The organism is Streptomyces sp. NPDC058637 (genome assembly GCF_042717325.1).
Lineage (GTDB): Bacteria > Actinomycetota > Actinomycetes > Streptomycetales > Streptomycetaceae > Streptomyces.
The window spans coordinates 165,186-188,679 of the sequence record NZ_JBHXRD010000008.1 but is presented as its reverse complement, the minus strand read 5'-3'; the positions used below and the strand labels follow the sequence as shown (position 1 = coordinate 188,679).

The following is a 23,494-nucleotide window of genomic DNA, read 5'->3' as shown; positions in this document are numbered from 1 at the left end:
CCCGGCTGCGCCTCACGGGTCCGGCCACCCCACAGGCGGACCCCCGATTCCCCTCGGGAGGAACAGAAGTGAGGATCAAGCGCACCACCCCACGCAGCGGCGCGGCGAGAAGCAGCAGGATGGTCGCCGTCTCCGCCGGCCTCGTCGCCGTCGCGGCACTCGCCGTCCCCGCCGCCAACGCCCAACCGACCGGCACGTACAGCGCCGACCAGCTCCGCGCGGCGGGTGACGCCGTGCTCGGCGCCGACGTCGCCGGCACCGCCTGGAACACCGACCCCGCGACCGGGCGGCTCGTCGTCACGGTGGACAGCACCGTCTCGCAGGCGGAGATCAACAGGATCAAGGAGTCCGCGGGAGCCGACGCGGGTGCCCTGCGCATCGAACGCACCCCCGGGACGTTCAGCAAGCTGATCTCGGGCGGCGACGCCGTCTACGCCTCCAGCTGGCGCTGCTCCCTCGGCTTCAACGTCCGCAGCGGCAGCACCTACTACTTCCTGACGGCCGGCCACTGCACCGACGGCGCGGGCACCTGGTACTCGGACTCCGGGCGCACCACCGTGCTCGGCACCACGTCGGGTTCCAGCTTCCCGACCGACGACTACGGCATCGTCCGCTACACCAACTCCTCCGTCACCAAGTCCGGAACCGTCGGCAGCCAGGACATCACCAGTGCGGCCAACGCCACGGTCGGAATGGCCGTCACCCGCCGCGGATCCACCACCGGCACCCACAGCGGCACCGTCACCGGTCTCAACGCCACGGTCAACTACGGCGGAGGCGACATCGTCCACGGCATGATCCGCACCAACGTGTGCGCCGAGCCCGGCGACTCCGGCGGCCCGCTCCACTCCGGCACCCGGGCGATCGGTCTCACCTCGGGCGGCAGCGGCAACTGCAGCTCCGGCGGGACGACCTTCTTCCAGCCGGTCACCGAAGCGCTGAGCGCGTACGGAGTCAGCGTGTTCTGACCCGGCCGGGCACTGCCGCACCTCCGTGAGCCCCCGCCGATCCCCGGCGGGGGCTCCCGTTCGACCCGCGGCTTTTGAGAGGATGTCAGGACGGTCGGTCACAGAGGTACACGGGGGGCGGACGCCGCGCCCGTCCGGGGGAGCTCCCCCGGCCCCCGCAGACACCCAGGGGGTTCCAGGTCCGTGAAACGCATCGGAGTGACCGGTCACCGATCCATCCCCCAGGAGGTCCACGCGCACGTGCTGGAGGGCATCCGGGCGGCGCTGCGCGGCTTCGAAGGCTCGATGGAGGCGCTCTCCAGCCTGGCGGTCGGGGCCGACCAGCTCTTCGCCGACCTCGCCCTGGCCCACGGGGCGGAGCTGACCGCGGTCATCCCCAGCGGGGACTACGAGGCGGGCTTCGACGACGAGACCGACCTCGCCCGCTACCGGATGCTCAAGGCGAGGGCGGCCCGCGAGGTCCGGCTGGACTTCCCGCACTCCACCGACGAGGCCTACTACGCGGCGGGAGCCTACATCGCCGACCACTGCGACCGGCTGCTCGCCGTCTGGGACGGCCGGCCGGCCCGGGGCCTGGGCGGCACCGGCGACATCGTCACGTACGCCCGTACGCTGGGCCGGCCGGTCACGGTCATCTGGCGCGACGGCGTGGAGCGCGCCTGAACGGGTACGGGTGAGCCCGTCGGGCCTGAGCGGGTACGGGTGCGCCCGTCGCGCCCGGTGTGTCCGGGAGCCGCCCGGCGTCACATCCGGTGCCGGGCCAGCCAGTCGGTGTGCTCGGGGGAGACGATCCGCTCCGTCTCGAAGACGGCGGCCGGCCACTGCCGCTCGGTCAGGGTGGTCTCCATCGCGGCCTGCATGTTCTCCAGGTCCTCCTCCACCAGCGAGTGTGCGGACACGAGGGGGTGATGGCGGCGCATCTCGTTCCAGGCGAGACAGGCGGCCGCGGCGGCGGAGAACGTCCCCGTCAGCGCGAAGGACCCCGCGGCGGAGAACATCTGCAGCACGGCGAGGGCCAGGGCGGGCAGCGTCAGCGCGGCGATGGCACCGGCCCAGACGAACGCACCCCGCCGGGACACCTGCTGCCGCCTGCGATACCAGCGCCGCTGCTCGATGAGACGGTCCCGGATGTACGTCTCCTTGCGCACGGTGAACGCCTTGTTCCGTAACTCCCGCATGGAGGCCGTGATGAGCCCCTCGCCCTCGTCCGTCATCTCCTCACGGGGATCGTCCCAGCCCACCTTCCGTAACTCCTGGAGCCCGTCCTCCAGCCGGTTGGCGAACACGGCTTCCGGGTGATGGGTGCCGGTGTCGAAGGGGGAGCCGTGGACCGCGTAGCGCCAGCAGTTGGACTTGATGAACTCCGCCGCGGAGCGGTTGAGTTGCCAATGCGACTTCGCTTTGCGCCGCGACGCGACGTACGTCGTGATCAGGACACCGAGATACGCCGACACCGCGACGGCGTGCAGGAGTTGGACCTGCCCGCCGACCTCGGCCTGCCACGGCAGTGCGGCGGGGACGGTCCCCACGACGAGCAGGGCCAGCTGCCCGCGGGTGGTGTTGACCGCCTCCCGCTGGCGGGCGACGGCGATGGCGTCCGTACGGTGGAAGAGTGCGGGCAGGTCCTCGCTGCGGAAGACCATGGACTGAAGTGGTCCGGGAATCGCCGTCATGTCACCCCGTCTGCAGTTGTGGGAAAGCCCCCGGGTCGTACAGCTGGCCCGGTCACCGCCGGCTCGCGTGCGCTGCCACTGGGCTCAGGAGGAAGTGCGCGAAGGCCTGCCGGGGCCACGAGAGTAGGGTCGCGCCCCGGAGACTGCAACGGCGCCTTCCGGCCGACCGGCGCACGACGGCGCCGGAGGAACGCTCGACGTCGTGGGCGACAGCCACGAACGCGGCGGGGACTGCATGAAGGGCGCGAGGGCCGTCACGCAGGCTCCACTCGACTGACCTTCGCTCCGGCCGCGACCAGGACGGCGCAGCGTGGCCGGGCGGGCCGGACGGCGCAGCGTGGCGGGACGGGCCGGATGCCCGGGATGCCGGAGGGGTGAACGGGGCGCGGGTGAACATCTGTTGTCGTACGAGTGTCCTGAAGTCGCCGCCTCGGCCCTTCGGCTGCCGCTCGATCCGCGGCCGGAACGGCCCCCCCCCGGCCGGGCGGATCCGCCTGCCCACCGGGGGAGCCGTGGGAGGGCGGGCGAGCAGTCGGGGAGCGGCCGGTCGTGAGCCCTTGGCCTGCACGTTCCGCCGTCACCCGGGTGGGCCAGTCTCCGCGGGGAATTCCGGTGTCGCAATGCGCTGTAAACACAAGATTTCGTGCCACGCCGACGTGTGCGGCGAGCTGGGATGGGAGTAAAGTCATGCTGCCGGACACTGTGAATATGCAGATGCCGGTAGTGATCCAGTGTCCGGAAACAATCCATCAAGGACGGCCGTGAAGACCTACGAAAACTCCCCCTCCTTCGCCATCGCGAAGAAGAGCCGTGTGCCGCTCACCGAGATCGACGCCCGTGGCGCCGATGCGTCCGGAAAGCTCGGCCGGGTACTCGGCACCTCGACCGGTCGCCCGACGCAGACTTCGACCTTCAGTTCGGCCCTCTGAGAAGAGGACCGACGTGGCTAGACTGGGGGAATGACAGGACCCCTGGTCCCCTTCCGCGAGATCGTTCTCAAGGTGCACAGTCGTTGTGATCTCGCGTGCGACCATTGTTATATCTATGAACATGCAGATCAGAGCTGGCTTACCCGCCCTAAAACAATCTCTGACGAAGCTATTTCATGGGCAGCTCGACGATTGGCCGAGCATGCTTCGACGCATGCGCTCGATTCGATGTCAGTGATCCTGCACGGAGGCGAGCCGCTCCTGGCCGGCACGGCACGCCTGCGCCGTGTCTGCGAGGAGCTCACAGGGGCCTTGAACGGTATCGCTGAGCTGGACCTCAGGATCCACACCAACGGCGTCCAGCTCAGCCCCCGATATCTCGACCTCTTCGACGAGTTCGACGTCAAGGTCGGCATCTCGCTCGACGGTGACCGCACGGCGAACGACCGGCACCGCCGCTTCGCGAACGGGCGTACCAGCCACCCCCTCGTGCTCAAGGCCGTCGAACTGCTCCGGCAGGAGCGCTACCGGCACCTCGATCTCGGGCTGCTGTGCACGATCGACATCGAGAACGACCCGCACGCGGTCCTGGACGCCTTGGTCGAGCTCGAACCACCCCTCATCGACTTCCTCCTCCCGCACGCCACCTGGGACGACCCGCCGCCCCGGCCGAACGGGTCCGGGACGGCCTACGCCGAGTGGCTCCTCAAGATCTACGACCGCTGGGAGGAGCGGGGCCGCCCGGTGCCCGTGCGCCTCTTCGCCTCGGTGCTGTCCACCCTGAGCGGTGGGCCCGGTCTCACCGAGTCGCTGGGGCTGGCCCCCACCGATCTCGTGGTGGTCGAGACGGACGGCACGCTGGAACAGGTCGACTCGCTCAAGAGCGCCTACGACGGTGCGGCAGCCACCGGATTCGACGTCTTCACGCACTCCTTCGACGATGTCGCCGCCCATCCGGGGGTCCGCGCGCGGCAGCTCGGGCTGGCCGGCGTCAGCGAGACGTGCCGCAGTTGCCCCGTCGTACGTTCGTGCGGTGGAGGGCTGTACACCCACCGGTACAGCTCGGCAGGAGAGTTCGACAACCCGTCCGTGTACTGCCGTGACCTGGAGGCGCTGGTGCGCGGCATCGAGGCGCGCGCCGCGGCCCCGCCGGCGGTGACGGACCGCGCCGAACTCGTCGAGGCCCAGCAGGACCTGACCCGCACCCTGCTCGCCAGGCTCCACGCGGACCTGGACGGCCGCGGCGGTGAGCGGTGGGACGAGGCCTGGCAGCTTGCCGGCGTACTCGAGTCCTCCGGGGAGGGCGCGGCAGGGCTCGACCACGTGCTGGCGCACCCGTACACGCGGACCTGGCTGATGGAGGCGCTGCAAGGGCTTCGGGAGGGGCGCCCCGGCGCGGTGGACGAGGCGCTGCGCCTGCCGGACTACGTGGCCGCCGCCGCGGTGCGCTCGGGCCTCGGCCTGGCCGTGCGGGCCGACCACCGGGACGGCCGCCTGCACCTCCCCACGCTCGGCGAGCTCCGGGTCGGCGGGGAGGGTGAGCACGGCACGGTCCGGCTGAGTACGGCCGAGGACGGGTTCGTGGCCCGGCGTGACGACGGCGGTGGCGAATGGCGGATCCGGCACGGGGCGGAAAGCCCCGCCTGGAGCCCCGTGCGTCATCTCGAACACGTCGGCGCACCCCGCTTCGCCCTCGACGACCTCGACCCGTACCGGGACTGTTTCGGCGCTCCGGCCGCGCCCCGGCTCGGGCGGGCCGAGGCCGACGAGTGGGAGGCAGGGCTCGCCGAGGCGTGGGAGCTGCTGGAGCGGGAGGCGCCGTCGCACGCCGCGGCGGCCGCGGGCAGCCTGACCACGCTGACCCCGCTCGCCGCCGGGCGGCACGCCGAGCGGCCGCACGGATACGGGACCGTCGGACTGACGTCGACGGATGACGCGAAACAGCTGGCCCTCGAACTTCTGAGTGGATTTCGGCGGACCACCTTGCGCGCACTGCTCGACGTCACGGATCTTTATGGGGCGGACGGTTCCTGGGACTATCGCCCGCTCTGGCAGGACGAGGCGGTTCCGTTTTCACGGCTGCTGGCCGAAACCTATGAACGGGTCGCGTTCTCGGCCCTTGATCCCTGTTTCATGGACGGTATCGATGAGGCGCTCGGCATGATGGGTTCGGCCGCCGAGCCCACGGTCGGGGGAAGGCGGTTCATCACCGCACTCGCGGAGGAGGTGAAGAGAACACAGGACAAGTGGGCCGAATAGCCTCATGATTGTTACGGCCCGGAACGTACGGGATGAATTCTGGGTATGGATGACTGAAAAGCGGCGTTGAATGACCGAACGCCATGGGGGTGGAGCAAGGTCCGCTCCGGAATGATGAATTCGCTCGCACCCCCTCCACAGTCCTGGGATGCGGGTGCTCACACAGGACGGGGGTCGTGTGCACGCATCAACGCAGCAGCGAGCGGCGGACCATCGGCCGTACTTCTTTCTGAGTTACGCACACACACCGGGGTACGGCGGTGGAACGGACCCCGATATGTGGGTCGAACGGCTTTTCCAAGATCTCTGCGGCCATGTGATGGCCATGACCGACCTGCCGGCGGGCGCGTCCGCCGGGTTCATGGACCGGGAGATACGCTCGGGTGAAGGATGGTCGGAGCGGCTGGGCAGCGTACTCGCCACCTGCCGGGTCTTCGTGCCGCTCTTCTCGCCGCGTTACTTCGCCAGTGAGATGTGCGGCAAGGAGTGGTACGCGTTCGAGCAGCGCGCCATTCACCACCGGGCCCGCTCGAACCAGTCGGCCGAAGCCATCGTCCCGGCGCTCTGGGTTCCGGTGCCGCCCGACCAACTGCCCGGATCGGCGGAGCGGTTACAGTTCAACCACCGTGATTTCGGGGACCGTTACGTCAGCGACGGCCTCTACGGGCTGATCAAGCTCCGGCTGTTCGCCCAGGAATACGAACGGGCCGTCTACGAGCTGGCCAAGCGCATCGTCAGCGTCGCCGACACGGTGCGGATCGACACCGGAAGGCCCGTCGACTACCGTCTCGCCCCCAGCGCCTTCGGATCACCGAGCAGCGGGGTGGGCGCCCCCCGGCCGATGCAGATCACCATCGCCGCACCCACCCGGCACGACCTGCCCGACGGACGGGTCGCCGACTACTACGGCGACCACCCGCAGGACTGGAACCCCTACCATCCGGCCGCCGCGAGACCGCTGGCCTACGTCGCCGAGGAACTGGTCCGCTCCCTCAACTACCAGGCCGTGATCACCTCGTTCGACGAGGAGTCCGGGCAGCGGGAGGGCAAGCAGGAGCCCAGCACACCGGAGATACTCCTCGTCGACCGCTGGGCCCTGCAGGACGAGGACCGCAGGCGCAGACTCGCCGCCTTCGACGCGGAGAACCGGCCCTGGGTGACCATGGTGGTGCCCTGGTGCCGCGACGATCACCAGAGCAGGGCCGCCGAGGCCGAACTGACCGAGAAGCTCGAGCAGACGATGCCGGCCAAGATGCGGCAGGGCCGGGCCTTCTGCCGCGCCGCGGCCAAGGGGGTGCCCACCATGGAGGCGTTCGGACAGGTCCTCCCCCAAGTGGTGGAGGTGGCCGCCCAGCAGTATCTGAGGCACGCGACGGTCTACCCACCGGCCGGCGGGCGGCACAGTGAACGGACGCGGCTGATGGGGCCCATGGGCAGTACGCAGTTCATACCCGACATGCACCACCTTGCGACGGATGCGGAGGATGTATGACAGCCGGTCGTGACGGGCGCATCGTCACTTTCTACTCGTACAAGGGCGGCACGGGGCGCACCATGGCCCTGGCGAACACCGCCTGGATCCTCGCCGCCAACGGCAAGCGGGTACTGGCCGTCGACTGGGACCTGGAAGCCCCCGGACTCCACCGCTTCTTCCACCCCTTCCTCGACCCGTCGACACTCGGCGCCACCACCGGGGTGATCGACCTGATCACCGAGTACGCCTGGGCCGCGACCAACCCCGCGCAGCGGTCCGACGACTGGCACCGCGACTACGCCCGCATCCAGCCGCACGCCGTCTCGCTCAACCCGGAAGCACTCGGCTGGCAGTTCCCGCGGGGCGGCACACTCGACTTCGTCTCGGCCGGGCGGCAGAACCGCGAGTACTCCGCCACCGTCTCCACCTTCGACTGGGACAACTTCTACGACCGGCTCGGCGGCGGTCACTTCTTCGACGCCCTGCGCGACGACATGAAGGCCAACTACGACTACGTCCTCATCGACAGCCGTACCGGCCTCAGCGACATCGCCGACATCTGCACCGTCCACCTCCCGGACGTGCTCGTCGACTGCTTCACCCTCAGCGACCAGTCCATCGACGGCGCGGCCTCCGTCGCCCGGCAGATCGCCGAGCGCTACACGGGCCGCCCCATCTCCATCTTCCCCGTCCCCATGCGCATCGACGAGGGCGAGAAGGAGAAGGCCGACGCCGGCCGCGCCCTGGCCCGGCTCAAGTTCGACCGGCTGCCCCGTGACCTCTCCGGGGACGAACTCACCGCCTACTGGGGCGCGGTGGAGATCCCCTACCGCCCGTACTACGCCTACGAGGAGACCCTCGCCACCTTCGGAGACGAGGCCGGACTCAGCAATTCGCTCCTGTCCGCCTTCGAACGTCTCACCGCCGTCGTCACCGAACAGGAGATCACCTCGATGCCCCCGGTGGGCGAGGAGGTGCGCCTGCGCATCCGTGACGCCTTCACCCGCCGCCGGCCGGCCCTGCCCGCCGATCTCTTCCTCAGTTATGTGGCGGAGAACCGCATGTGGGCCGACTGGATCGAATCGGTCCTGACCCGGGCCGGATTCCGCGTGGTCCCGCGCGACGTCTCCGCCGATCCCGCCCTGTCGGACGCCGTGCACCCCGCGGCCGAGACCGCGACCCGTACGGTCGTGCTGCTCTCCAGCGCCTACCTCAAGTCCCAGCGGGCCGTGGACCTGTGGGACCGGTCGGTCGCCGAGGACCCCGGTGGCGGGCGGCGCCAGTTGCTCCCGCTGCGGATCAGCGATGTCCGGCTGTCCGCGCCCTACATCGACCGCAACCCGGTCGACCTCTTCCGGCTGGACGAGGTGCACGCCACCACCGCCCTGATGCGCGCCCTGGACAGGCCGGTGCAGCTCGGCGACGGAGTGGCGCCCGGCCCCCGCTTCCCCGGGACGGTGCCGAGGATCTGGAACGCACCACCCCGCAACCCCGGCTTCACCGGACGCTCCCTGGTCCTCGAGCGGATGCGCGACCAGCTGGGTGGGGGCATGGCCGTCGTACTCCCGCAGCCGCAGACCCTGTACGGACTGGGAGGCGTCGGCAAGACCCAGGTGGCCCTGGAGTACGTGCACCGCTTCATGGCCGACTACGACCTGGTGTGGTGGATATCGTCCGAGCAGACCGACGACGTGATCGCGGGGCTCGCCGAACTGGCCGTACGGCTCGGTGCCCAGGGCGGCGACGACATGGCCGCGGCCTCCCAGGAGGCCGTCGACCTGCTGCGCCGGGGTGTGCCCTCCGACCGGTGGCTGCTGGTCTTCGACAACGCCGACGATCCCGAACGCCTCAGGCGCTACTTCCCGCAGGGCGGCTCCGGGCACATCCTGGTCACGTCGAGGAACCAGGCGTGGTCCCAGCACGGAGACGCACTTCCCGTCGACGTCTTCCTCCGGGAGGAGTCGATCGAGCACCTGCAGCGACGGGCCCCGGGGCTGAGCGACGAGGACGCCGCCCAGGTGGCCACCGCCGTCGGTGACCTGCCGCTCGCCGTCGAGCAGGCGGCGGCCTGGATCGCGGAGACCGCGACGCCCATCGACGCCTATCTGGAGCAGCTGGCCCGCCAGGCGCCCCAGGTACTGGCCCTGAACCAGCCGGCCGGGTACCCGCAACCGGTCGCGGCCACCTGGAACATCTCCATCGAACGCCTGAAGGAACGCTCGCCCGCCGCGGTGCGGCTCCTCCAGCTCTGCGCGTTCTTCGCCCCGGAGCCGATCTCGGCGAATCTCCTCTACAGCAAGGAGATGATCGAGGCACTGAAGCCGTACGACTCCTCGCTCCAGGAGAAGCTGGTCCTGGGACGGGTCATCCGGGAGATCGGCCGGTTCGCCCTCGCCAAGGTCGACCAGGTCTCCAACTCGATCCAGGTCCACCGACTGGTGCAGGCGGTGATCAGGGCCCAGCTCAGCGACGAGGAACAGCGTGAGGCCCGGCACGTCGTCCACCGCATCCTGGCGGGTGCCAGGCCTGATGACACCGAACCGATCGACAACCCGGAGACCTGGCCGCGCTTCGCCGCGATCTGGCCGCACCTCGGTCCGTCCGACGCGCGCAACTGCAGGGACCACGAGACCCGCAGGCTCCTGATCGACCGTGTGCGCTATCTGTGGAAGCGCGGAGACGTCAGGACCGCGGGCTCCCTCGGGGAGGAACTCCGCGAGACGTGGCTGGAGATGCTGGGGGAGCGGGACATCCAGTACCTCTACCTCTGCTTCCACCTCTCCAACATCCTGCGCACCCGCGGGCGGTACGTGGAGGCCAGGGAACTCGACGAGTTCACCCTGCGGCTGCAGCGTGAGGTGCTGGGACCGGAGCACCCGCACACCTACATGACCACCAGCAGTCTCGCCATCGACCTGGGCCTGCTCGGCGACTACGGGCGAGCGATCGAGCTGGCGACCGAAGCACATGACGGCTTCAACCAGATCTTCCACGAGAGGCACGCCCGCACGCTGGCGGCGGCCAACAACCTGGCACTGAACCTGCGGAGCGTCGGACAGTACGCCAGGGCCCGGGAGATCGACCAGGACTGCTACGACCTGCGGTCCGAGGTGCTGGGCCAGGAGCATCCGCACAGCCTGTCCTCCGCGCTGAACCTGGCCCGCGACCTGCGCGAGGTCGGGCGTTACGAGGACTCGGTAAGCCTGCTGAGCCGTACGTACGACAGCCTCAAGGCCACCCTCGGCCGCACCTACCCCACCACCCTGAGCGCGGCCAAGAGCCTCGCGGTGTCCCTGCGCCGGGCGGGGCAGCTGGAGGACGCGCGCAGGCTGACGGTGGCCACGCGTGCCAGGTACCGGGCCAAGTACACCTCGGCCAACCCGGAATCCCTGGCCTGCGACCTCAACTTGGCGGCCGACCTGTTCGCCGCGGGAGAGCCGGCCGAGGCCCGGGATGCCGCGCAGGAGGTCGTCGACCAGTACATGAAGGTGCCGGGGGAGCAGCACCCGTACACCCTGGCCGCGCAGAACAACCTCGGTGTCTACCTGTCCGGGAACGGTGCGGCGGGTGAGGCGGAGAGGATGCTGGCCAAGGTGGTCGCCTCGATGCGCGATGTGTTCGGGCGGGAACATCCGAACACGCTGTTCTGCGTCATGAACCTGGCCAACGCGACGGCGGAGATGGGTGACCTCGACCTGGTGCTGGAGACCGAGCGGCGGGTGTCCGGCCAGCTCAGGGAGGTTCTGGGGGCGCACCACCCGGAGACCCTGGCCATGGCCTCCAACCTCGCGGTCACGCTCGACTCGATGGGGCGCGAGGACGAGGCGCTGCGGGTGCGGGCGGAGACGGCTGACGAGCTGGCGCGCCAGCTCGGGGACGAGCATCCGCTGACCCGGATAGCGAGGGACGAGCGCAGGTTCTGGCGCGAGCTGGAACCGATGTCGGTGTGAGGCCGGGTGGGGGGGGCCTGGCCGGAGCCCCCCCCACCGCGTTCACCGGATCGCCGCCGTCAGCAGACCGCGGCCTCCCGGTCGTCCAGCAGCCAGTCCAGAATGGACGGAAGTACCGACAGCGCGTCGAAGTGCGCCGCCGTCGGTTCCATCACGGCGGTGACGTCCGGGATCTGTCCGGCCAGCCAGCGGGAGTGGCCGACCGGCGAGAACACGTCCTTCTCGCCGTGCCACAGCATCACCGGGCCGGTGATGTCCGCGGGGTCGAACCCCCAGGGCCGGCAGAACGCGATCGCGTCGTCGATCCAGCCGTACGCCGATGTGCGCAGCCCCTCACGGTAGTTGGCGAGCAGCATCGTGCGGATGCCGGCGTCGTTGACCACGATCCGGTCGGATTCGGTCAGCTCCCGGCGAAGGTCGTCCAGGAGCCGGACCGGGTCCTGCCGGATCTCCGCCGAGCGGCTGATGAAGGACTCCGCGAGGCCGTCGGGGTCGGCCGCCGCGGTGGAGTACGCGAGTACGTTCGACGCGGCCATCCCGTCGAACCAGTCGAGACCCTCGGCGTCCCAGGGGGCCAGACCGACGAGCGCGGCGGTACGGGTGACCCGGTCGGGCATCAGCGCGGCACAGGCCAGGGCGTGCGGCGCGCCGCCGGACCGGCCGACGACGGCGAAGCGTTCCAGGCCCAGCGAGTCGGCGATCGCCCGGACGTCCTCGACGACATCCACCACCCGGCGTCCCGGCAGGCGGTCGGAGCCGCCGTACCCCGGCCGGTCGTAGGCGATCAGCTGCATGTTGCGGTGGTAGAGGACCATGCCGCGTGGAGCGGGCCCGAGCCGGCTGCCGGGCATCCCGTGGAGGAGGAAGACCGGTCTGCCGTGCGGATCCCCCTGACGCTCGACCATCAGATGCCGTCCGTCCGCCACCCGCACCCGACTGCCCACCCCGACTCCCCCGTTCGGTGATTCCGCCCTGTCCGGGCATCACGGGCCCGGCGTGTGCTGTCAGTCCGATGATGGCGCATCAAAGGCATTACCGGCACTGCTTGTCGGAAGGAACCCGTGTTCGCCCAGAGTGCGCCCTGCACCGCATCCGGACCAGCGGACCCAGCATCCGGACCCTGAAGGGCGAAAACAGGACAGGCGTAGACCTCACCCGCTGATCGCGTCCGATTGCACCCGGTGTTCGCGATCGGAATCGACGTGGCCGGGCGTCCTCATGTGAACGGCTGGGGAGCGAAGCGTCGCCGTCGTGTGAGCGTCCTGAAGTCGGCCTTGTGTGCCACTGGGCGCGTCGGAATAGTGGGCGGCTCCATCCTCCGTGTTCCGGGCACCCCACTTGTCCGAACGCGGCCCCACAGGAGGTCGAAGTTGAAGCACCGACGCATACCCAGGAAGCGTGCGGCCCTGGCCGGCTCGGCCGTCGTCGCCCTGGTCGCAGCAGGAGTCACCTTCCAGACTGCGAACGCCAGCGATGAAGTTCCCCGGTTCACGGCACGGACACTGACAGCTGACGCGGCCGGAAATCTCGCCACCACCCTGGACGAAACCCTGGGCGGCGACGCGGCCGGCGCGTACTACGACGCCGAGGCGAAGAACCTCGTCGTGAACGTTCTCGACGCGGCGGCCGCCGAGCAGGTGCGCCAGTCCGGCGGCAAGGCCAGGATCGTGCGGAACTCGCTCGTCGAGCTGAAGTCGGCCCGGCAGACCCTCACCGACGAGGCGGCGCTCCCCGGCACCTCCTGGGCGGTCGACCCGGTCAGCAACAAGGTGGTCGTCACCGCCGACCGTACGGTCGACGGCCCTGCCTGGGACAAGCTCGGCGCGGTGGTCGACGGTCTCGGCTCCAAGGCCGAACTCAGAAGGACCGCAGGGGAGTTCAAGCCCCTCATCGCGGGCGGCGACGCCATCTGGGGCGGCGGCGGGCGCTGCTCGCTCGGCTTCAACGTGGTCAAGGACGGCGCACCGTACTTCCTGACCGCCGGACACTGCACCGAGTCCATCACCAGCTGGTCCGACTCGCAGGGCGGCGCGGAGATCGGCGCCAACGAGGGCTCCAGCTTCCCGGACAACGACTACGGCCTCGTCAAGTACACGGCCGACGTGGAGCACCCCAGCGAGGTCGACCTCTACGACGGGACCACCCAGGCGATCACCCAGGCGGGCGACGCGACCGTCGGCATGTCGGTGACCCGCAGCGGCTCCACCACCCAGGTCCACGACGGTGAGGTCACCGCCCTGGACGCCACGGTCAACTACGGCAACGGCGACATCGTCAACGGGCTCATCCAGACCACCGTCTGCGCCGAGCCGGGCGACAGCGGCGGCTCGCTCTTCTCGGGCGACACCGCCCTCGGTCTGACCTCCGGCGGCAGCGGCGACTGCTCCTCGGGCGGCGAGACCTTCTTCCAGCCGGTGCAGGAGGCGCTGGCGGCGTACGGGGCCGAGATCGGCTGACCCCGGTTCCACGCGTTCCGCTGACGGCGGGCCCGCTCCCTCACCTCCACGTGAGGCGGACGGGCCCGCCTCACGCGGAGGTGAGGCCCGCCCCGTTTCACCGGCCGGGTGATGTCAGCCCGCCCGCCGCGAGCCGGTCACCGATGTCGCCCGCGAGCTGTCCGCCCAGGGCGTCGGCACGTGTCAGCAGCTGGGTGAAGGACGTCAGCTGCCGGAACGCCTCCGCGTATGCCGCCTGCTCCCCCAGGGGCAGTTGCAGCACATGCAGGCGTCTGATGTCGACACGGGACGAGCTGGAGGCGTGCGTACCGGCCTGGCGGCCGTTGGACGGCGCGCGCAGGCACCCGGCCAGGAAGTGGGTGTCCAGCTTCTCGGCGTCCACGCGCAGGACGTGGAGCTGGGGGCCCACGGCGATCGGCGGCCCTTCGTGCACCCAGGCCCGGAAGGCGCGGACCACCCCGGCGACCACGACATCGCCCTCCTCGGCCACGGTCGGCGCCGCGTCGGGAGCGACCTCGGCGCTCGGGGTCCCGTCCATCAGCAGGTCGGCGACGTTGAGGAACGGCAGACCGGTGCCGCGGAGCGGGGTCACCGCGGATTCCTCCGGCTGCTGCCCGGCGCGCAGAGTGAGAGCGCCGGCCTTCACGAGGTCGCCCACCGTGGCCGTCGTACGGGACTCCCCGGCCGAGAGTCCGAGCTTCGACAGACGTCGCGTCAGCTCGGTCAGCCGGCCGAGGGAACCGGTCAGCTCCTCCCACGACGCCGCGAGTTCGACCCCCGACGGATCACTGCCCGCGGAGGTGTAACGCCCCGGGGTGAGGTCCACCTCGTCGTCCAGCAGGTCGAGTAGAGGAATCCTTACGGCACCGTCCGGAAGCTCGCTCCCCGGCGTGTCGAGCCGCGACACGGCGGACAGCACGAAGTCCGTCAGCGGGTCCCAGTCGGGACCCTGCTCACGTGTGCCCGGCTTCGCGAGCCTGGTCGCGTCGACCAGGAGGGCGTCCTGGGCGCCCGAGGCCGCTGAGCCGGGTCCGTCGGGGGCGGCCCGCAGGACCCACAGCTGGAGTGAGACGCTGTGCGGCTGCGCGCAGCCCGGCGGCAGCGCCACGACCGCCCGCAGTATTCCCGTACGCAGCAGGGAGCCCCGGATGCGGCGGCCCGCCTTGCGTGACGCGACGGCCGGCGGGAGGACCACCACGGCGGTTCCGCCGGGCCGCAGATGGGTCAGCAGGTGCTGGACCCAGGCCAGCTCCGGTTCGGTGCGGGGCGGCAGTCCGTGGGTCCAGCGCCGGTCGGTGGCCAGTTCCTCGTAACCCCAGTCGCGTTCGTTGAACGGTGGGTTGCACAGTGCGATGTCGGCCTTCAGCCCCGGATACGGATCGGCGCGCAGGGCGTCGGCGGTGGCGATCTCCGTACGCACGTCGGTCCGGCCCTCGGTGGCGAAGCCGAGGCGGGCCGCGGCGAGGGCGGCGAGCGCCGGATCGCGTTCGCATCCCAGGAGCGCCAGGCCCGGACCGGCGTACTCCTGCGCCGCAGCCTGGGCCAGATGCCCCGTGCCGCACGCGGGATCGAAGACCGTGAGGCCGCCGGCGCCCTCGCCGAGCCGTGCGCCGAGCGCGATCCGGGCCATGAGGGAGGCCAGCCGGGTGGGTGTGGTGCTGAGTTGGCGGACGTGGGTGTCCAGCCACCGCCGCAACAGGAACTCGAACATCTCGCGCGGCCCTTCGCTCCGCCCCAGCCGCGCCGCCTCACCCGCCAGGTCCCGCGCCTCCTCGGAGAGGTCCGAGTCATGGGAACGGGCCCGCGGGGAGCGCATCCGGCGGGCGGCCTCGGCCACGGCGAGTCCCGATTCGTCCCTGCTGCCCAGCGCTTCGAACCGGGGCCACAGGAATTCGCGGCCGGTGACGTCGTGCAGCTTGCCGTTGTCGCGCAGCCAGTGTTCGACCTCGGACAGCGAGAACTGGGGGCTCACATCCGTACCGCCGATGCGGGACGGGAACGAGTCGTGGCGCCGGCGCCAGTTGCTGACCGCCGCACGCCCCACACCCGCGATCCGGGCGATCTCGGCGAGACTGACCGGCACGGAGTTGGCTGTACGCATTCGAGGGTCCCCGGGTCCTTGGCGGGCCGGGCGGGTCGGCGTCCCAGCGGCCTCAGTCAGGGCAGGCTACTACGTTCGTTGACTTTGTTCACAGGGCGGAGGGTGGGTTCGTCGTGCGGAAGATGTGGAGGCCGGGGACTTTCGGCGCATCTGGTCCCGGGCGTAATGCTGTCCCTCATGACGAGGGGCCCGGCCGCGGTCACTTCACGTGATGCGGGCGAGCCCGTCGGCCCCGTTCAGGAAGCCGCGTCGCGCGCTATCCCCGAGCGAGGGAGAGGAACGCCGCCCACTCGCCACGGCCGACCCGCAGTGAGGGCCCGCCGCCGACGACCTTCGAGTCCCGCACGTAGATCGCCGCGCGGCCGACAGCCACCTCCACGCAGTCGCCGCCGCCCGATCCGCTGTAGCTGCTCTTGTGCCAGTGCAGCTCGTGCGCGTTTCCGGATACCTGCTCCACGCTCATGTCTCTCCCACCAGCTGTTCGATGAGCCGCGCAGACTCCTGGGCGTTCAGGGCCTGCGATCGCAGCTTGCCATATCGCAACCCGAAGCCGCTGATGTCTGCCGGATCGCTGACGATGCACCCGATCTCCTGGGACTCGATGTACCCGAGGCGTCGTAGCTCACTCGTCTCGACCAGGACGAACGGGCCGTCCAGGCCGGTATGGAAGCCGCCGCCGGCAGGCATCACCTGAGCCTCCACGTTGCGCAACCTGCCCACCTGCATCAGGTGTTCCAACTGGCCCCGCATCACTTCGGCCCCACCCACCGGGTTCCGCAACGCCTCCTCCCCGATGATGAACGACAGCTCCGCCAAGGGGTCCCGCGTCAGCAACCTCTGACGCCCCAGTCGCGCCTCTGTGTGCTGGTCGATGACCTCCTCGCCGAACGGTGGACAATGGCCGGCGAACACCGCCCTCGCGTACGCCTCCGTCTGCAACAGCCCCGGCACCAGCAACGGGTCGTACGAGAAGCGGCTCAGTACCTCCGCCTCGATGAGCGCGAAGTTGCGAAAGAAGCGCGGGAGCTTCGCCCGGTCCACCTCTCCCTGGAGCGCGTCCAGGACACCCCCCGCCCCCAGCACCCGCTCCGCCGCGACCGTGAACGTCTCCTTCGCGGGCCGCCGCCCCTGCTCGACCGACGCGACCTGTTCCAGCGAGTACCCGAGGGCCTCTCCCAGCCCCTGCTGGTTCAACCCCGCCCGCTTGCGCAGGTGCTGGAGGAGCGTGCCGTACGCCACCCACACCCCTGGCAGCTCGCCGTCCTCCCTCGCCTTCGCTTTCGTCGCGTGTCCGTCCCGCGGCTCCCGCACTGCTCTCACGCCCTTCCCGTCACCCCACTGCGACTGGACATGGTTCAACAGCAGAAACTGTCCCGCGTCACGGCCCCGGACCCGCACAACGCCCGTACAAGCCCTCGTGCGGCGTACGCCGCACACCCTCGGCGGTCACTGTGGCCGGCCGCGGCGGCCCGGTCTGTCGTCAGCGGGCCGAGGTGGCCACAAGCCAGTGCCACGACTCGTTCCGATAGTTGGTGCCGAACTCGTTGACCGTGACGAAGTTCTCCATCCACCGCCCGCGACTGTGGTATTTCGCCCGGCACGAGCAGGTGCAGTACGGCCCTTCGGCATTCTTGCAGCGGGCGTTGCACCGCTCACCCGGCCTGTACTGGCGGCCAAGGATCAGATGCCTGTGACGCTTCAGAAGCTTGTTGGAAAGCGTCAGGAAGTGGCCCTTCGGCGCTGTCCAACAGCCGCGTTGCCCGTCCCACAGGGGTTTGGTCGCCGTCGGCATCATGGTGCCGATCGCGGCGCGGTGTCCCAGGGATGTCGTGTAGGGCAGCCAGATCCGCACGTCCCCCGAGGCCGGGAGGGCAAGTGAGGCCAGGTGCCGCTGCTGCCAGGGGGGAAGCCACTTCGGAGCGGGAAGCTCGTGGGTCGCCTCTGTCCGGTCTGCGGCTATGTCCTCGGAGGTCTTGCCACCTGCACCGCGCACGGGCCGTGCACCTTCCCCCTTGCACCGGAGGTCGCTGTACACGGTCAGGAGGTGACGTGCCACGCGACCCGAGCGGGTACGCCTGACGGGTTGCGCACAGTGCGGGCATAAATACATAACGTGTTCTTACAGCATCTGGCGAATCGGGCGACACCCCTACGTTGCGGTCAGCTTCGACTTGAGCAGGACAGGCCCGTCATCGGCACGGCGGGTCAACTGGATTGCCGATGGAGCGCATCGGCGCATCAGCCGGGCCTCGGCATTCCGAGCGCCGGGAGCCCCCTTCGGTTCGTAGCCTCCGTGCGAGCGAAGCGAACGCCGTGCACTCGTCCCGCTGTAGCTGCTCTTGAAGCACGTGAGCTGCGGACCAGCGTGAAGTAGGCCTGCCAGAATGCGAGGCGGGAAAACGATGCGGCAGAGGACGGAACCCCGGCGGTGTACTGGTGAGGCCCCGGGGGTTTCGTAGAGGCGCACGGGAGGGAGTACCTGCCGTGGGGGTGAGGTCTTTCGACCTCACGAAGGGGGCATGATCATGGGTTCCAACTGGGTAGGTCTGCTGATCGCCGTCGTGGGCGTAGCGGGAACGCTGGGAGCCGCGCTGCTGACGCAGAACCGTGCGGACCGCACCAAGCGCATGGAACTCCAGGCCGCCGCCGAGCAACGGCGCGAGGAGCGCGGTCACGCCGAGGCGCTGCTCCAGGCGGAGCAGGCCAGGCAGTGGCAGGGCGAGAGCCTTGAACGGCGGCGCACCTGTTACATCGCACTGAACACCGCCTCACGCCAGTACGTGACGGAAATGACCAACTACGTGCATGCGCTGCGAGGCAGGCAGGACGTCGATGCGGCGCTGAACAACTTGGAAGTGGCCCGACTGGGCTTTCGGGACAGTTATGCGGAGTCCCAGATGGTCTTCCCGGACGCGGTGCTGCGTGCCGCCAGCGCGGCCAAGACGGCTTTGAACACCGCGTACGGCACGCTCAGGAAGTACGGAGCTGAACCCTCCACATACGCCGAGGAGCTGGCGGCCCTGGAGGATGCGTTCCATGAGCAGGTCTGGCCCCACCTTGGGGCACTGAAGCAGTCGATGCGTGCTGATCTGGGCATCGACAACTGACGAACCCGCGCGCGACAAGCGGCGAGACGACGCCGCATCGATCGTCCGCCACTTGCCGATTGCCGTACCGCGGTGCCCGTACAACGGCCGTACCGTGCGCCGTGGTACGGCGGAGCGCCCTGGCCGACACCGAGGGTGCGGCGGCACGGTGGCCGCATGTCATCGAGAAGCGTCGCCGCCGGACTCCGCGCCGAGCCGGCCGAGTTCGTCATCCGCCTCAGCAGCACCCCGCGCGGAGCCCGCCTCGCGCGGCGGCTGGCCGAACAGCAGCTGGCCGCGTGGGGGATCGCATACGACTCCGGCACCGCCCGGACGGTCGCCCTGGTCACGGCCGAACTGGCCGCCAACGCGATCACCCACGGTCGCCTGCCCGGCCGTGACTTCCGCCTGGCTCTCGGGCTCCTGCCTCACGCCGTGCGCATCGAAGTGACGGACGCCCGCCCCGAGCGCCTCCTGCCGAACCTGTCACCCGCCCTCGCTGATGTCACCGCAGGACGCGGGCTCCTCATCGTCGACGCGTACGCGGACCGCTGGGGCTGCACAGTTCGTGACACCCACACCAAGACGGTCTGGGCGGAGGTGATTTCCACGCGTGCCTTGTGAACTCAGTCAACGACTGACATGCTTGTGGGGGTCTTCTTGAGGGGGAGGGGCCACCTTGCTGGACTACCGACTTGTTCAGACTGCCGTGATCGGTGACAAGAACTCCGATCTGCCAGTCATCCTGCCGATGGATCCTCATGAGCTGGACTTCTGGCGCAAGGCTCACCCCACCCACACGTACTGGTGCGGGCTTCAGCTCGACGGATGCGGCGGTGAGTTGAGCGACCGCCGGTACACCAACAAGGTGTGCCACTTCGCGCATCACCCCAGCGCCCCCACCTGCAGCCGCACAGCCAACGGCGAGTCCAGTGCGGACCACTTGTTCATCAAGCAAGGTGTGCGGCGCCTGCTGGACAAACGGAAGCTACGCGGCGAGGTGCGGACCCGCGATCTCGGAACCGGCCCCGGAGACGCGGTGGACGTGCACCTCGCCGGCAGCCGCCGCAGGTTGCGCTTCCAGCTCAGCACCTTCGAATACCGGGCATGGCGCCGTGCGGCCGACGAACTTGCCGCCGATGGCAGCGACGTCGACTGGGTCCTCGCCTCCGACGGACCGGTCACCCAGCAGATCGTCAGCCGCCACGGCTATTGCCTGCGCGTTCGCTGCGAAACGGTCGGCGGTGAACGGCGAGTTCACATCGGCGCCGAGGCGCGCGACCGCACCGTCGCCTGGACCCCGCTCGAAGACTGCGCGTTGACGCCGTCCGGCATTGTCACGCCACGTGTCGAGGAGATCCGACTGACGCGCCCGCAACCCATGCCGATCGCCTTCCCGGTACAGGGAGGGGTGGTGTTCGCGCTCGTCCCCGAGGCCACGACACACGAGGCTTCGCCGTTCTCCACCAAAGGCCGACAGCTTTTCACCGCGGACGTAAAGCCGGTGGACAGCCCTGTCGTCCGTACGGTGATCTCACTCCCGGGCGACACCGATGCGCCCCCGCCCGATCATGTCTACCGTGCGTCCGAGGGTGCTCGTATCCTCTTGCACGAGAGTGGCGGGGACTGGGCCCTCGAGGCGAACCGCTATGTACGTCTCAACGCGCACGACGCCCAGAGGACGGGCCTATGGACTCCGCCGCCCGGAGACCGCGCCGAACAGAGGGTCACCCCGGTCCCCGAACCTCGAACGACGAGGGCGGGAGCGGACGACGCTGTGGTGCCTTCCACCCGCACGGCGCCTTCGAAGCCCCCGGAGGCGGTACCCGTGACTCGGGGTCCCCTTGCCCGCCCCGATCTGGTGACTGCGCTCCGGGACGCCCTTGCGCAACGTGCACGCCTGCGTTCCACTGCCACATGGGAGACGCTCGTCCGGACCGTCGGCCCCGAACTCGCCACGTACGCGGCCGGCGACAGGACCGCCCTCCTCGTGGACGTGGACAGGCCGCTGCGTGAGCACGTACCCGTGCTGTCCGCACTGATCCGGCAGGACGGCGCTCCGCTGCCGGACCTTTCGGAGGTGCTCTCGGGACTCGGCGTACCTCATGCCGAGGCTTCCTCGCACATCAGGCGCTGGGCTGCCGTGGAGACCGACCGGGCTTTCGCTGCTCACGGCACGCCCGCGCGGTCGATGCCACCGAGGCACGAGCTCCGGCCGGAGCGCCCGGCCGTGCCGCAGCGGCGCGACCATGCGCTCACCGGGCTGCGCCCTCGGACCGCGGTCAGACGCGGGGGGACCAGCGTGATCAGGGACACCGGCAGCGTCCGGCGGGTGCGCGTGCTCACGGCGCAACTGGAGCAATTGGTACCGGATTTGGGCAAGGCGGCCCGGAAGGTGGCGAGCGAGGTCGTCAGCGGCGCGCATGCCTGGCTCGCATACCAGGACGGTGAAGACCTGCCCCAGCAGGAGCGGAGGAAGCTAGCGACTCAGACCCCCGAACACGTCGTCGGCCTCCTGGAGGGTGCACTCCGAAGGGCAGAAGGGGATCCTGTCCTGGAGCAGCACTTGGCACCGTACAGGGCGGAGCGGCGGCGCAATGCCGAGCCCGCATCCGCAGCCCCGATACAGCGTGTGGAGCAGCCGAAGCCCCCGGCCGAGGGGCCTGTGGACAAGCTTGCCAGGCGGCTCGTCACCGTTGCGGCACAGAGAACCTCCATCCCGGCGCCTCTCCTTGATGGAGGCCGGGCACGCGCCGACCTGCAACAGCGCATGGAAGCATTGGACGGCAACATTCCGCACGACGTACCCATGCTTTCGGCAGTTGTCCTGGGGGTCGATGGGGGGCCCGTCACATTCTTCCGGGACATCCTCAAAGCCGCCGGGCTGGCTGTGCCGCGGACCGAGGAGGCGCTGCTGAAGGTCTGGCGGCGTGAACAGGAGCGGGCCTATGCCGCCTACGCGAACCCACCGAGGGAGCTGCCGCCACGCCTTGCGCCGAGAGCCGACGGAGGCGACATCGACCTGTGAAATGGTCCCGCTAGGAGCTCACAGCCCGTCACGGAGCCGGTGCGAACACCATCCGCCCGATCGCCGTCAGGATCAGAGCCACGGGGATCGCGTACCACCAACGCCGAAGGCCCACCAGTGCGACGAAGGCGGCCGTTACCGCAGCGGCCAGCAGCTCGGTCACCAGGGCGAAGACAGCCATGGCCCGCGCAGTGTCGGTGATGCCGGTGTCCCACGGCCCTTGGGGTTCGGCGAGCAGGGCGTTCAGTACGAAAAAGCTGCCGATGGTGTGCAGTACCAGAAGGAGGACGGCGCACAGAGCTGTCGCGACCACCCTCCCCGGAGACCTTCTCGTTTGACTCGTCGTGTTCTGCTCAGTCACCCAAAGCCTGCCTTGCTTCATCGAGCTTGTAAGTGAAGCCGCGGCCGTACGCCTGGGCGTCGCCTGTCTGCCAGTACGGGCCGCCGTTGTACCGGGCGGCGAGTTCCTGGTACTGCGCGGGAGTCATCCGGTCCGCCGGCACATCGGCGAACGTACTATCTGCTTTGAGCTGGACGAGGTATTCCGACGCGATGTAGACGTTGGTCGCCGGATCCTGAGTAGCCCTCTCCACCTCGTCGCGCTGGGCCTGTGTCATGTTCTCCGGGTCATATCCGAGAACCTCTGCCGATCTGCGGATCTGAATCGCGATGGGCCCCATGGAGGTCTGATCCGCTTCACCGTCAAGCCCGACCTTCTCGGCCACCCACTGGAACTCGGGCCACACCTCGTGCTGATTTTGTCGGTACTGGTCACTTACGTCGTCGAACCATTTCGGATCACCTTGTACCTCTTGCCAGGCTATTCCCGCGATCATGTCTGCCGGCAGGCCGGTATAGGCGGCGGCATCCCTGATGTGCTCGCTGTTGGCGCGTATCCATCCCCGACGCTCCGCGTCGGAGTTCGACAGCAGCCACTGGTTCTGGTCCATGGCAGTCGGCAGGCCGTCGAGCCGCAACCGGATCTCCTGCAACTTGGGCGAGACCCGGTCGCTTCCCACGTGGCTCGGGCTGCAATGCGCAACCCGAGCCCCGGATCGGCGACGGTCAGGCAGCTTGAGGTGATCTGCTGGAGCCCGCCGTAGCCGGTGCGACGCCGAAGATGTCCACGGCGTGGTAGTACGTCCAGGCTGTGGCGTTGCATGAACTCAGCGTTGCGCCGGAGTAGGCCGCACATACGCGTTTGAGGTCCGAATAGAAGGCGGAGTCGATGCGGGCCTTGTTGGCGGAGAACGTGCCGGCGGCTTTGTAGTTCCGGTAGCCGAAGTCGTGGCGGGCGCAGGCGGTTTGGAAGGGGAAGCCGAACGGGTTGTCGGGGGAGGTGCTGCAGTAGTCCGTCGTCCAGTTGAAGCCGTACGCGGCCCAGGCGCTCTGGTTGTTGCGGGCGGCCTTCCAGGCGTTGTAACTGGAGGCGCTCGTCTGGGTCCAGGAGCTGAGCACCTGGGGCTTGTCCGCAGGGGCGGCCGAAGCGGATGCGGCGGGGATGACCGCGAGCGGGAGTGACAGACCGACTGCGGCGAGCAGCGTGGCGAGGCGACGACGCATGAGCAAC

At 69.5% G+C, this 23,494-nt stretch carries 19 protein-coding genes; 10 read left to right on the top strand and 9 right to left on the bottom strand.

Going from position 1 to position 23,494, the window contains the following annotated elements; translation table 11 throughout:
* Positions 1–68: 68 nt before the first annotated feature.
* Both ACFWVP_RS10685 and ACFWVP_RS10680 read left to right on the top strand, forming a co-directional pair.
* Complete coding sequence (locus ACFWVP_RS10685) at positions 69–968, top strand: S1 family peptidase (protein ID WP_384495411.1); 900 nt, start codon at positions 69–71, stop codon at positions 966–968.
* A 183-nt stretch (positions 969–1,151) separates the two neighbouring features.
* Entirely contained in the window at positions 1,152–1,631 is a 480-nt protein-coding gene (locus ACFWVP_RS10680; protein ID WP_384495410.1) for a hypothetical protein, read from the top strand.
* 80 nt (positions 1,632–1,711) lie between these two features.
* Here the strand turns inward: ACFWVP_RS10680 and ACFWVP_RS10675 are convergent, their stop codons facing one another.
* The gene (locus ACFWVP_RS10675; protein ID WP_384495408.1) at positions 1,712–2,641 is read right to left on the bottom strand and encodes a DUF4231 domain-containing protein; all 930 of its coding nucleotides are present in this window, start codon (positions 2,639–2,641) and stop codon (positions 1,712–1,714) included.
* A gap of 761 nt (positions 2,642–3,402) precedes the next feature.
* Between ACFWVP_RS10675 and fxsA the strand changes: the two genes are divergently transcribed.
* From fxsA to fxsT, 4 genes are all read left to right on the top strand, one after another.
* Complete coding sequence (gene fxsA, locus ACFWVP_RS10670; RefSeq protein WP_384495407.1) at positions 3,403–3,570, top strand: FxSxx-COOH cyclophane-containing RiPP peptide; 168 nt, start codon at positions 3,403–3,405, stop codon at positions 3,568–3,570.
* 30 nt (positions 3,571–3,600) lie between these two features.
* Positions 3,601–5,829, top strand: coding sequence for a radical SAM/SPASM protein FxsBH, inactivated beta-hydroxylase extension form (gene fxsBH, locus ACFWVP_RS10665; RefSeq protein WP_384495405.1), 2,229 nt, complete (start codon positions 3,601–3,603; stop codon positions 5,827–5,829).
* A 148-nt stretch (positions 5,830–5,977) separates the two neighbouring features.
* Positions 5,978–7,321 carry an FxsC protein gene (gene fsxC / locus ACFWVP_RS10660; RefSeq protein ID WP_384495403.1) on the top strand — a complete coding sequence of 448 codons (1,344 nt, stop codon included), beginning with the start codon at positions 5,978–5,980 and terminating at the stop codon, positions 7,319–7,321.
* Positions 7,318–11,253, top strand: coding sequence for an FxSxx-COOH system tetratricopeptide repeat protein (gene fxsT, locus ACFWVP_RS10655; protein ID WP_384495402.1), 3,936 nt, complete (start codon positions 7,318–7,320; stop codon positions 11,251–11,253). Before fsxC ends, fxsT begins: the two co-directional genes overlap by 4 nt.
* Before the next feature lie 59 nt (positions 11,254–11,312).
* Here fxsT and ACFWVP_RS10650 read toward each other — a convergent pair whose 3' ends face one another.
* Positions 11,313–12,158, bottom strand: a complete 846-nt coding sequence (locus ACFWVP_RS10650) for an alpha/beta fold hydrolase (RefSeq protein WP_384495513.1) — start codon at positions 12,156–12,158, stop codon at positions 11,313–11,315.
* Positions 12,159–12,623: 465 nt separating this feature from the next.
* Between ACFWVP_RS10650 and ACFWVP_RS10645 the strand changes: the two genes are divergently transcribed.
* Positions 12,624–13,709, top strand: coding sequence for a S1 family peptidase (locus tag ACFWVP_RS10645; protein ID WP_384495400.1), 1,086 nt, complete (start codon positions 12,624–12,626; stop codon positions 13,707–13,709).
* A 97-nt stretch (positions 13,710–13,806) separates the two neighbouring features.
* Here ACFWVP_RS10645 and ACFWVP_RS10640 read toward each other — a convergent pair whose 3' ends face one another.
* The 4 genes from ACFWVP_RS10640 to ACFWVP_RS10625 form a co-directional block, all read right to left on the bottom strand.
* Complete coding sequence (locus ACFWVP_RS10640) at positions 13,807–15,810, bottom strand: N-6 DNA methylase (RefSeq protein WP_384495398.1); 2,004 nt, start codon at positions 15,808–15,810, stop codon at positions 13,807–13,809.
* A 256-nt stretch (positions 15,811–16,066) separates the two neighbouring features.
* On the bottom strand, positions 16,067–16,273 hold the full coding sequence (locus tag ACFWVP_RS10635; protein WP_384495397.1) for a DUF397 domain-containing protein: 207 nt from the start codon (positions 16,271–16,273) through the stop codon (positions 16,067–16,069).
* Positions 16,270–17,121 carry a helix-turn-helix domain-containing protein gene (locus ACFWVP_RS10630; RefSeq protein ID WP_384495511.1) on the bottom strand — a complete coding sequence of 284 codons (852 nt, stop codon included), beginning with the start codon at positions 17,119–17,121 and terminating at the stop codon, positions 16,270–16,272. The genes ACFWVP_RS10635 and ACFWVP_RS10630 overlap by 4 nt, the downstream gene beginning before the upstream one ends.
* A 169-nt stretch (positions 17,122–17,290) precedes the next feature.
* A complete protein-coding gene (locus ACFWVP_RS10625) occupies positions 17,291–17,803 on the bottom strand; it encodes a hypothetical protein (protein WP_384495395.1) in 513 nt (170 codons plus the stop codon).
* Positions 17,804–18,329: 526 nt separating this feature from the next.
* Here ACFWVP_RS10625 and ACFWVP_RS10620 point away from each other — a divergent pair.
* From ACFWVP_RS10620 to ACFWVP_RS10610, 3 genes are all read left to right on the top strand, one after another.
* The gene (locus ACFWVP_RS10620; RefSeq protein WP_384495394.1) at positions 18,330–18,917 is read left to right on the top strand and encodes a hypothetical protein; all 588 of its coding nucleotides are present in this window, start codon (positions 18,330–18,332) and stop codon (positions 18,915–18,917) included.
* Between the two features lie 156 nt (positions 18,918–19,073).
* Positions 19,074–19,520, top strand: a complete 447-nt coding sequence (locus tag ACFWVP_RS10615) for an ATP-binding protein (protein ID WP_384495392.1) — start codon at positions 19,074–19,076, stop codon at positions 19,518–19,520.
* A gap of 55 nt (positions 19,521–19,575) precedes the next feature.
* On the top strand, positions 19,576–21,924 hold the full coding sequence (locus ACFWVP_RS10610; protein ID WP_384495390.1) for a hypothetical protein: 2,349 nt from the start codon (positions 19,576–19,578) through the stop codon (positions 21,922–21,924).
* A gap of 28 nt (positions 21,925–21,952) precedes the next feature.
* On the opposite strand, the gene ACFWVP_RS10605 is transcribed toward ACFWVP_RS10610, so the two are convergent.
* The 3 genes from ACFWVP_RS10605 to ACFWVP_RS10595 are packed head-to-tail and all read right to left on the bottom strand — an operon-like array spanning position 21,953 to position 23,487.
* Positions 21,953–22,237, bottom strand: a complete 285-nt coding sequence (locus ACFWVP_RS10605; protein WP_384495389.1) for a hypothetical protein — start codon at positions 22,235–22,237, stop codon at positions 21,953–21,955.
* A gap of 40 nt (positions 22,238–22,277) precedes the next feature.
* Entirely contained in the window at positions 22,278–22,943 is a 666-nt protein-coding gene (locus tag ACFWVP_RS10600) for a hypothetical protein (RefSeq protein ID WP_384495387.1), read from the bottom strand.
* 46 nt (positions 22,944–22,989) lie between these two features.
* Positions 22,990–23,487, bottom strand: coding sequence for a phospholipase (locus ACFWVP_RS10595; RefSeq protein WP_384495385.1), 498 nt, complete (start codon positions 23,485–23,487; stop codon positions 22,990–22,992).
* Positions 23,488–23,494: the final 7 nt, after the last annotated feature.

What these genes read in the sequence shown, in the direction of transcription:
- fsxC (WP_384495403.1), top strand. Translation starts at nt 5,978, where the DNA reads ATGCGGGTGCTCACACAGGACGGGGGTCGTGTGCACGCATCAACGCAG.
- fxsT (WP_384495402.1), top strand. Translation starts at nt 7,318, where the DNA reads ATGACAGCCGGTCGTGACGGGCGCATCGTCACTTTCTACTCGTACAAG.
- ACFWVP_RS10675 (WP_384495408.1), bottom strand. Translation starts at nt 2,641, where the DNA reads ATGACGGCGATTCCCGGACCACTTCAGTCCATGGTCTTCCGCAGCGAG.
- ACFWVP_RS10620 (WP_384495394.1), top strand. Translation starts at nt 18,330, where the DNA reads ATGATCATGGGTTCCAACTGGGTAGGTCTGCTGATCGCCGTCGTGGGC.
- ACFWVP_RS10615 (WP_384495392.1), top strand. Translation starts at nt 19,074, where the DNA reads ATGTCATCGAGAAGCGTCGCCGCCGGACTCCGCGCCGAGCCGGCCGAG.
- fxsBH (WP_384495405.1), top strand. Translation starts at nt 3,601, where the DNA reads ATGACAGGACCCCTGGTCCCCTTCCGCGAGATCGTTCTCAAGGTGCAC.
- ACFWVP_RS10635 (WP_384495397.1), bottom strand. Translation starts at nt 16,273, where the DNA reads ATGAGCGTGGAGCAGGTATCCGGAAACGCGCACGAGCTGCACTGGCAC.
- ACFWVP_RS10650 (WP_384495513.1), bottom strand. Translation starts at nt 12,158, where the DNA reads ATGGTCGAGCGTCAGGGGGATCCGCACGGCAGACCGGTCTTCCTCCTC.
- ACFWVP_RS10595 (WP_384495385.1), bottom strand. Translation starts at nt 23,487, where the DNA reads ATGCGTCGTCGCCTCGCCACGCTGCTCGCCGCAGTCGGTCTGTCACTC.
- ACFWVP_RS10640 (WP_384495398.1), bottom strand. Translation starts at nt 15,810, where the DNA reads ATGCGTACAGCCAACTCCGTGCCGGTCAGTCTCGCCGAGATCGCCCGG.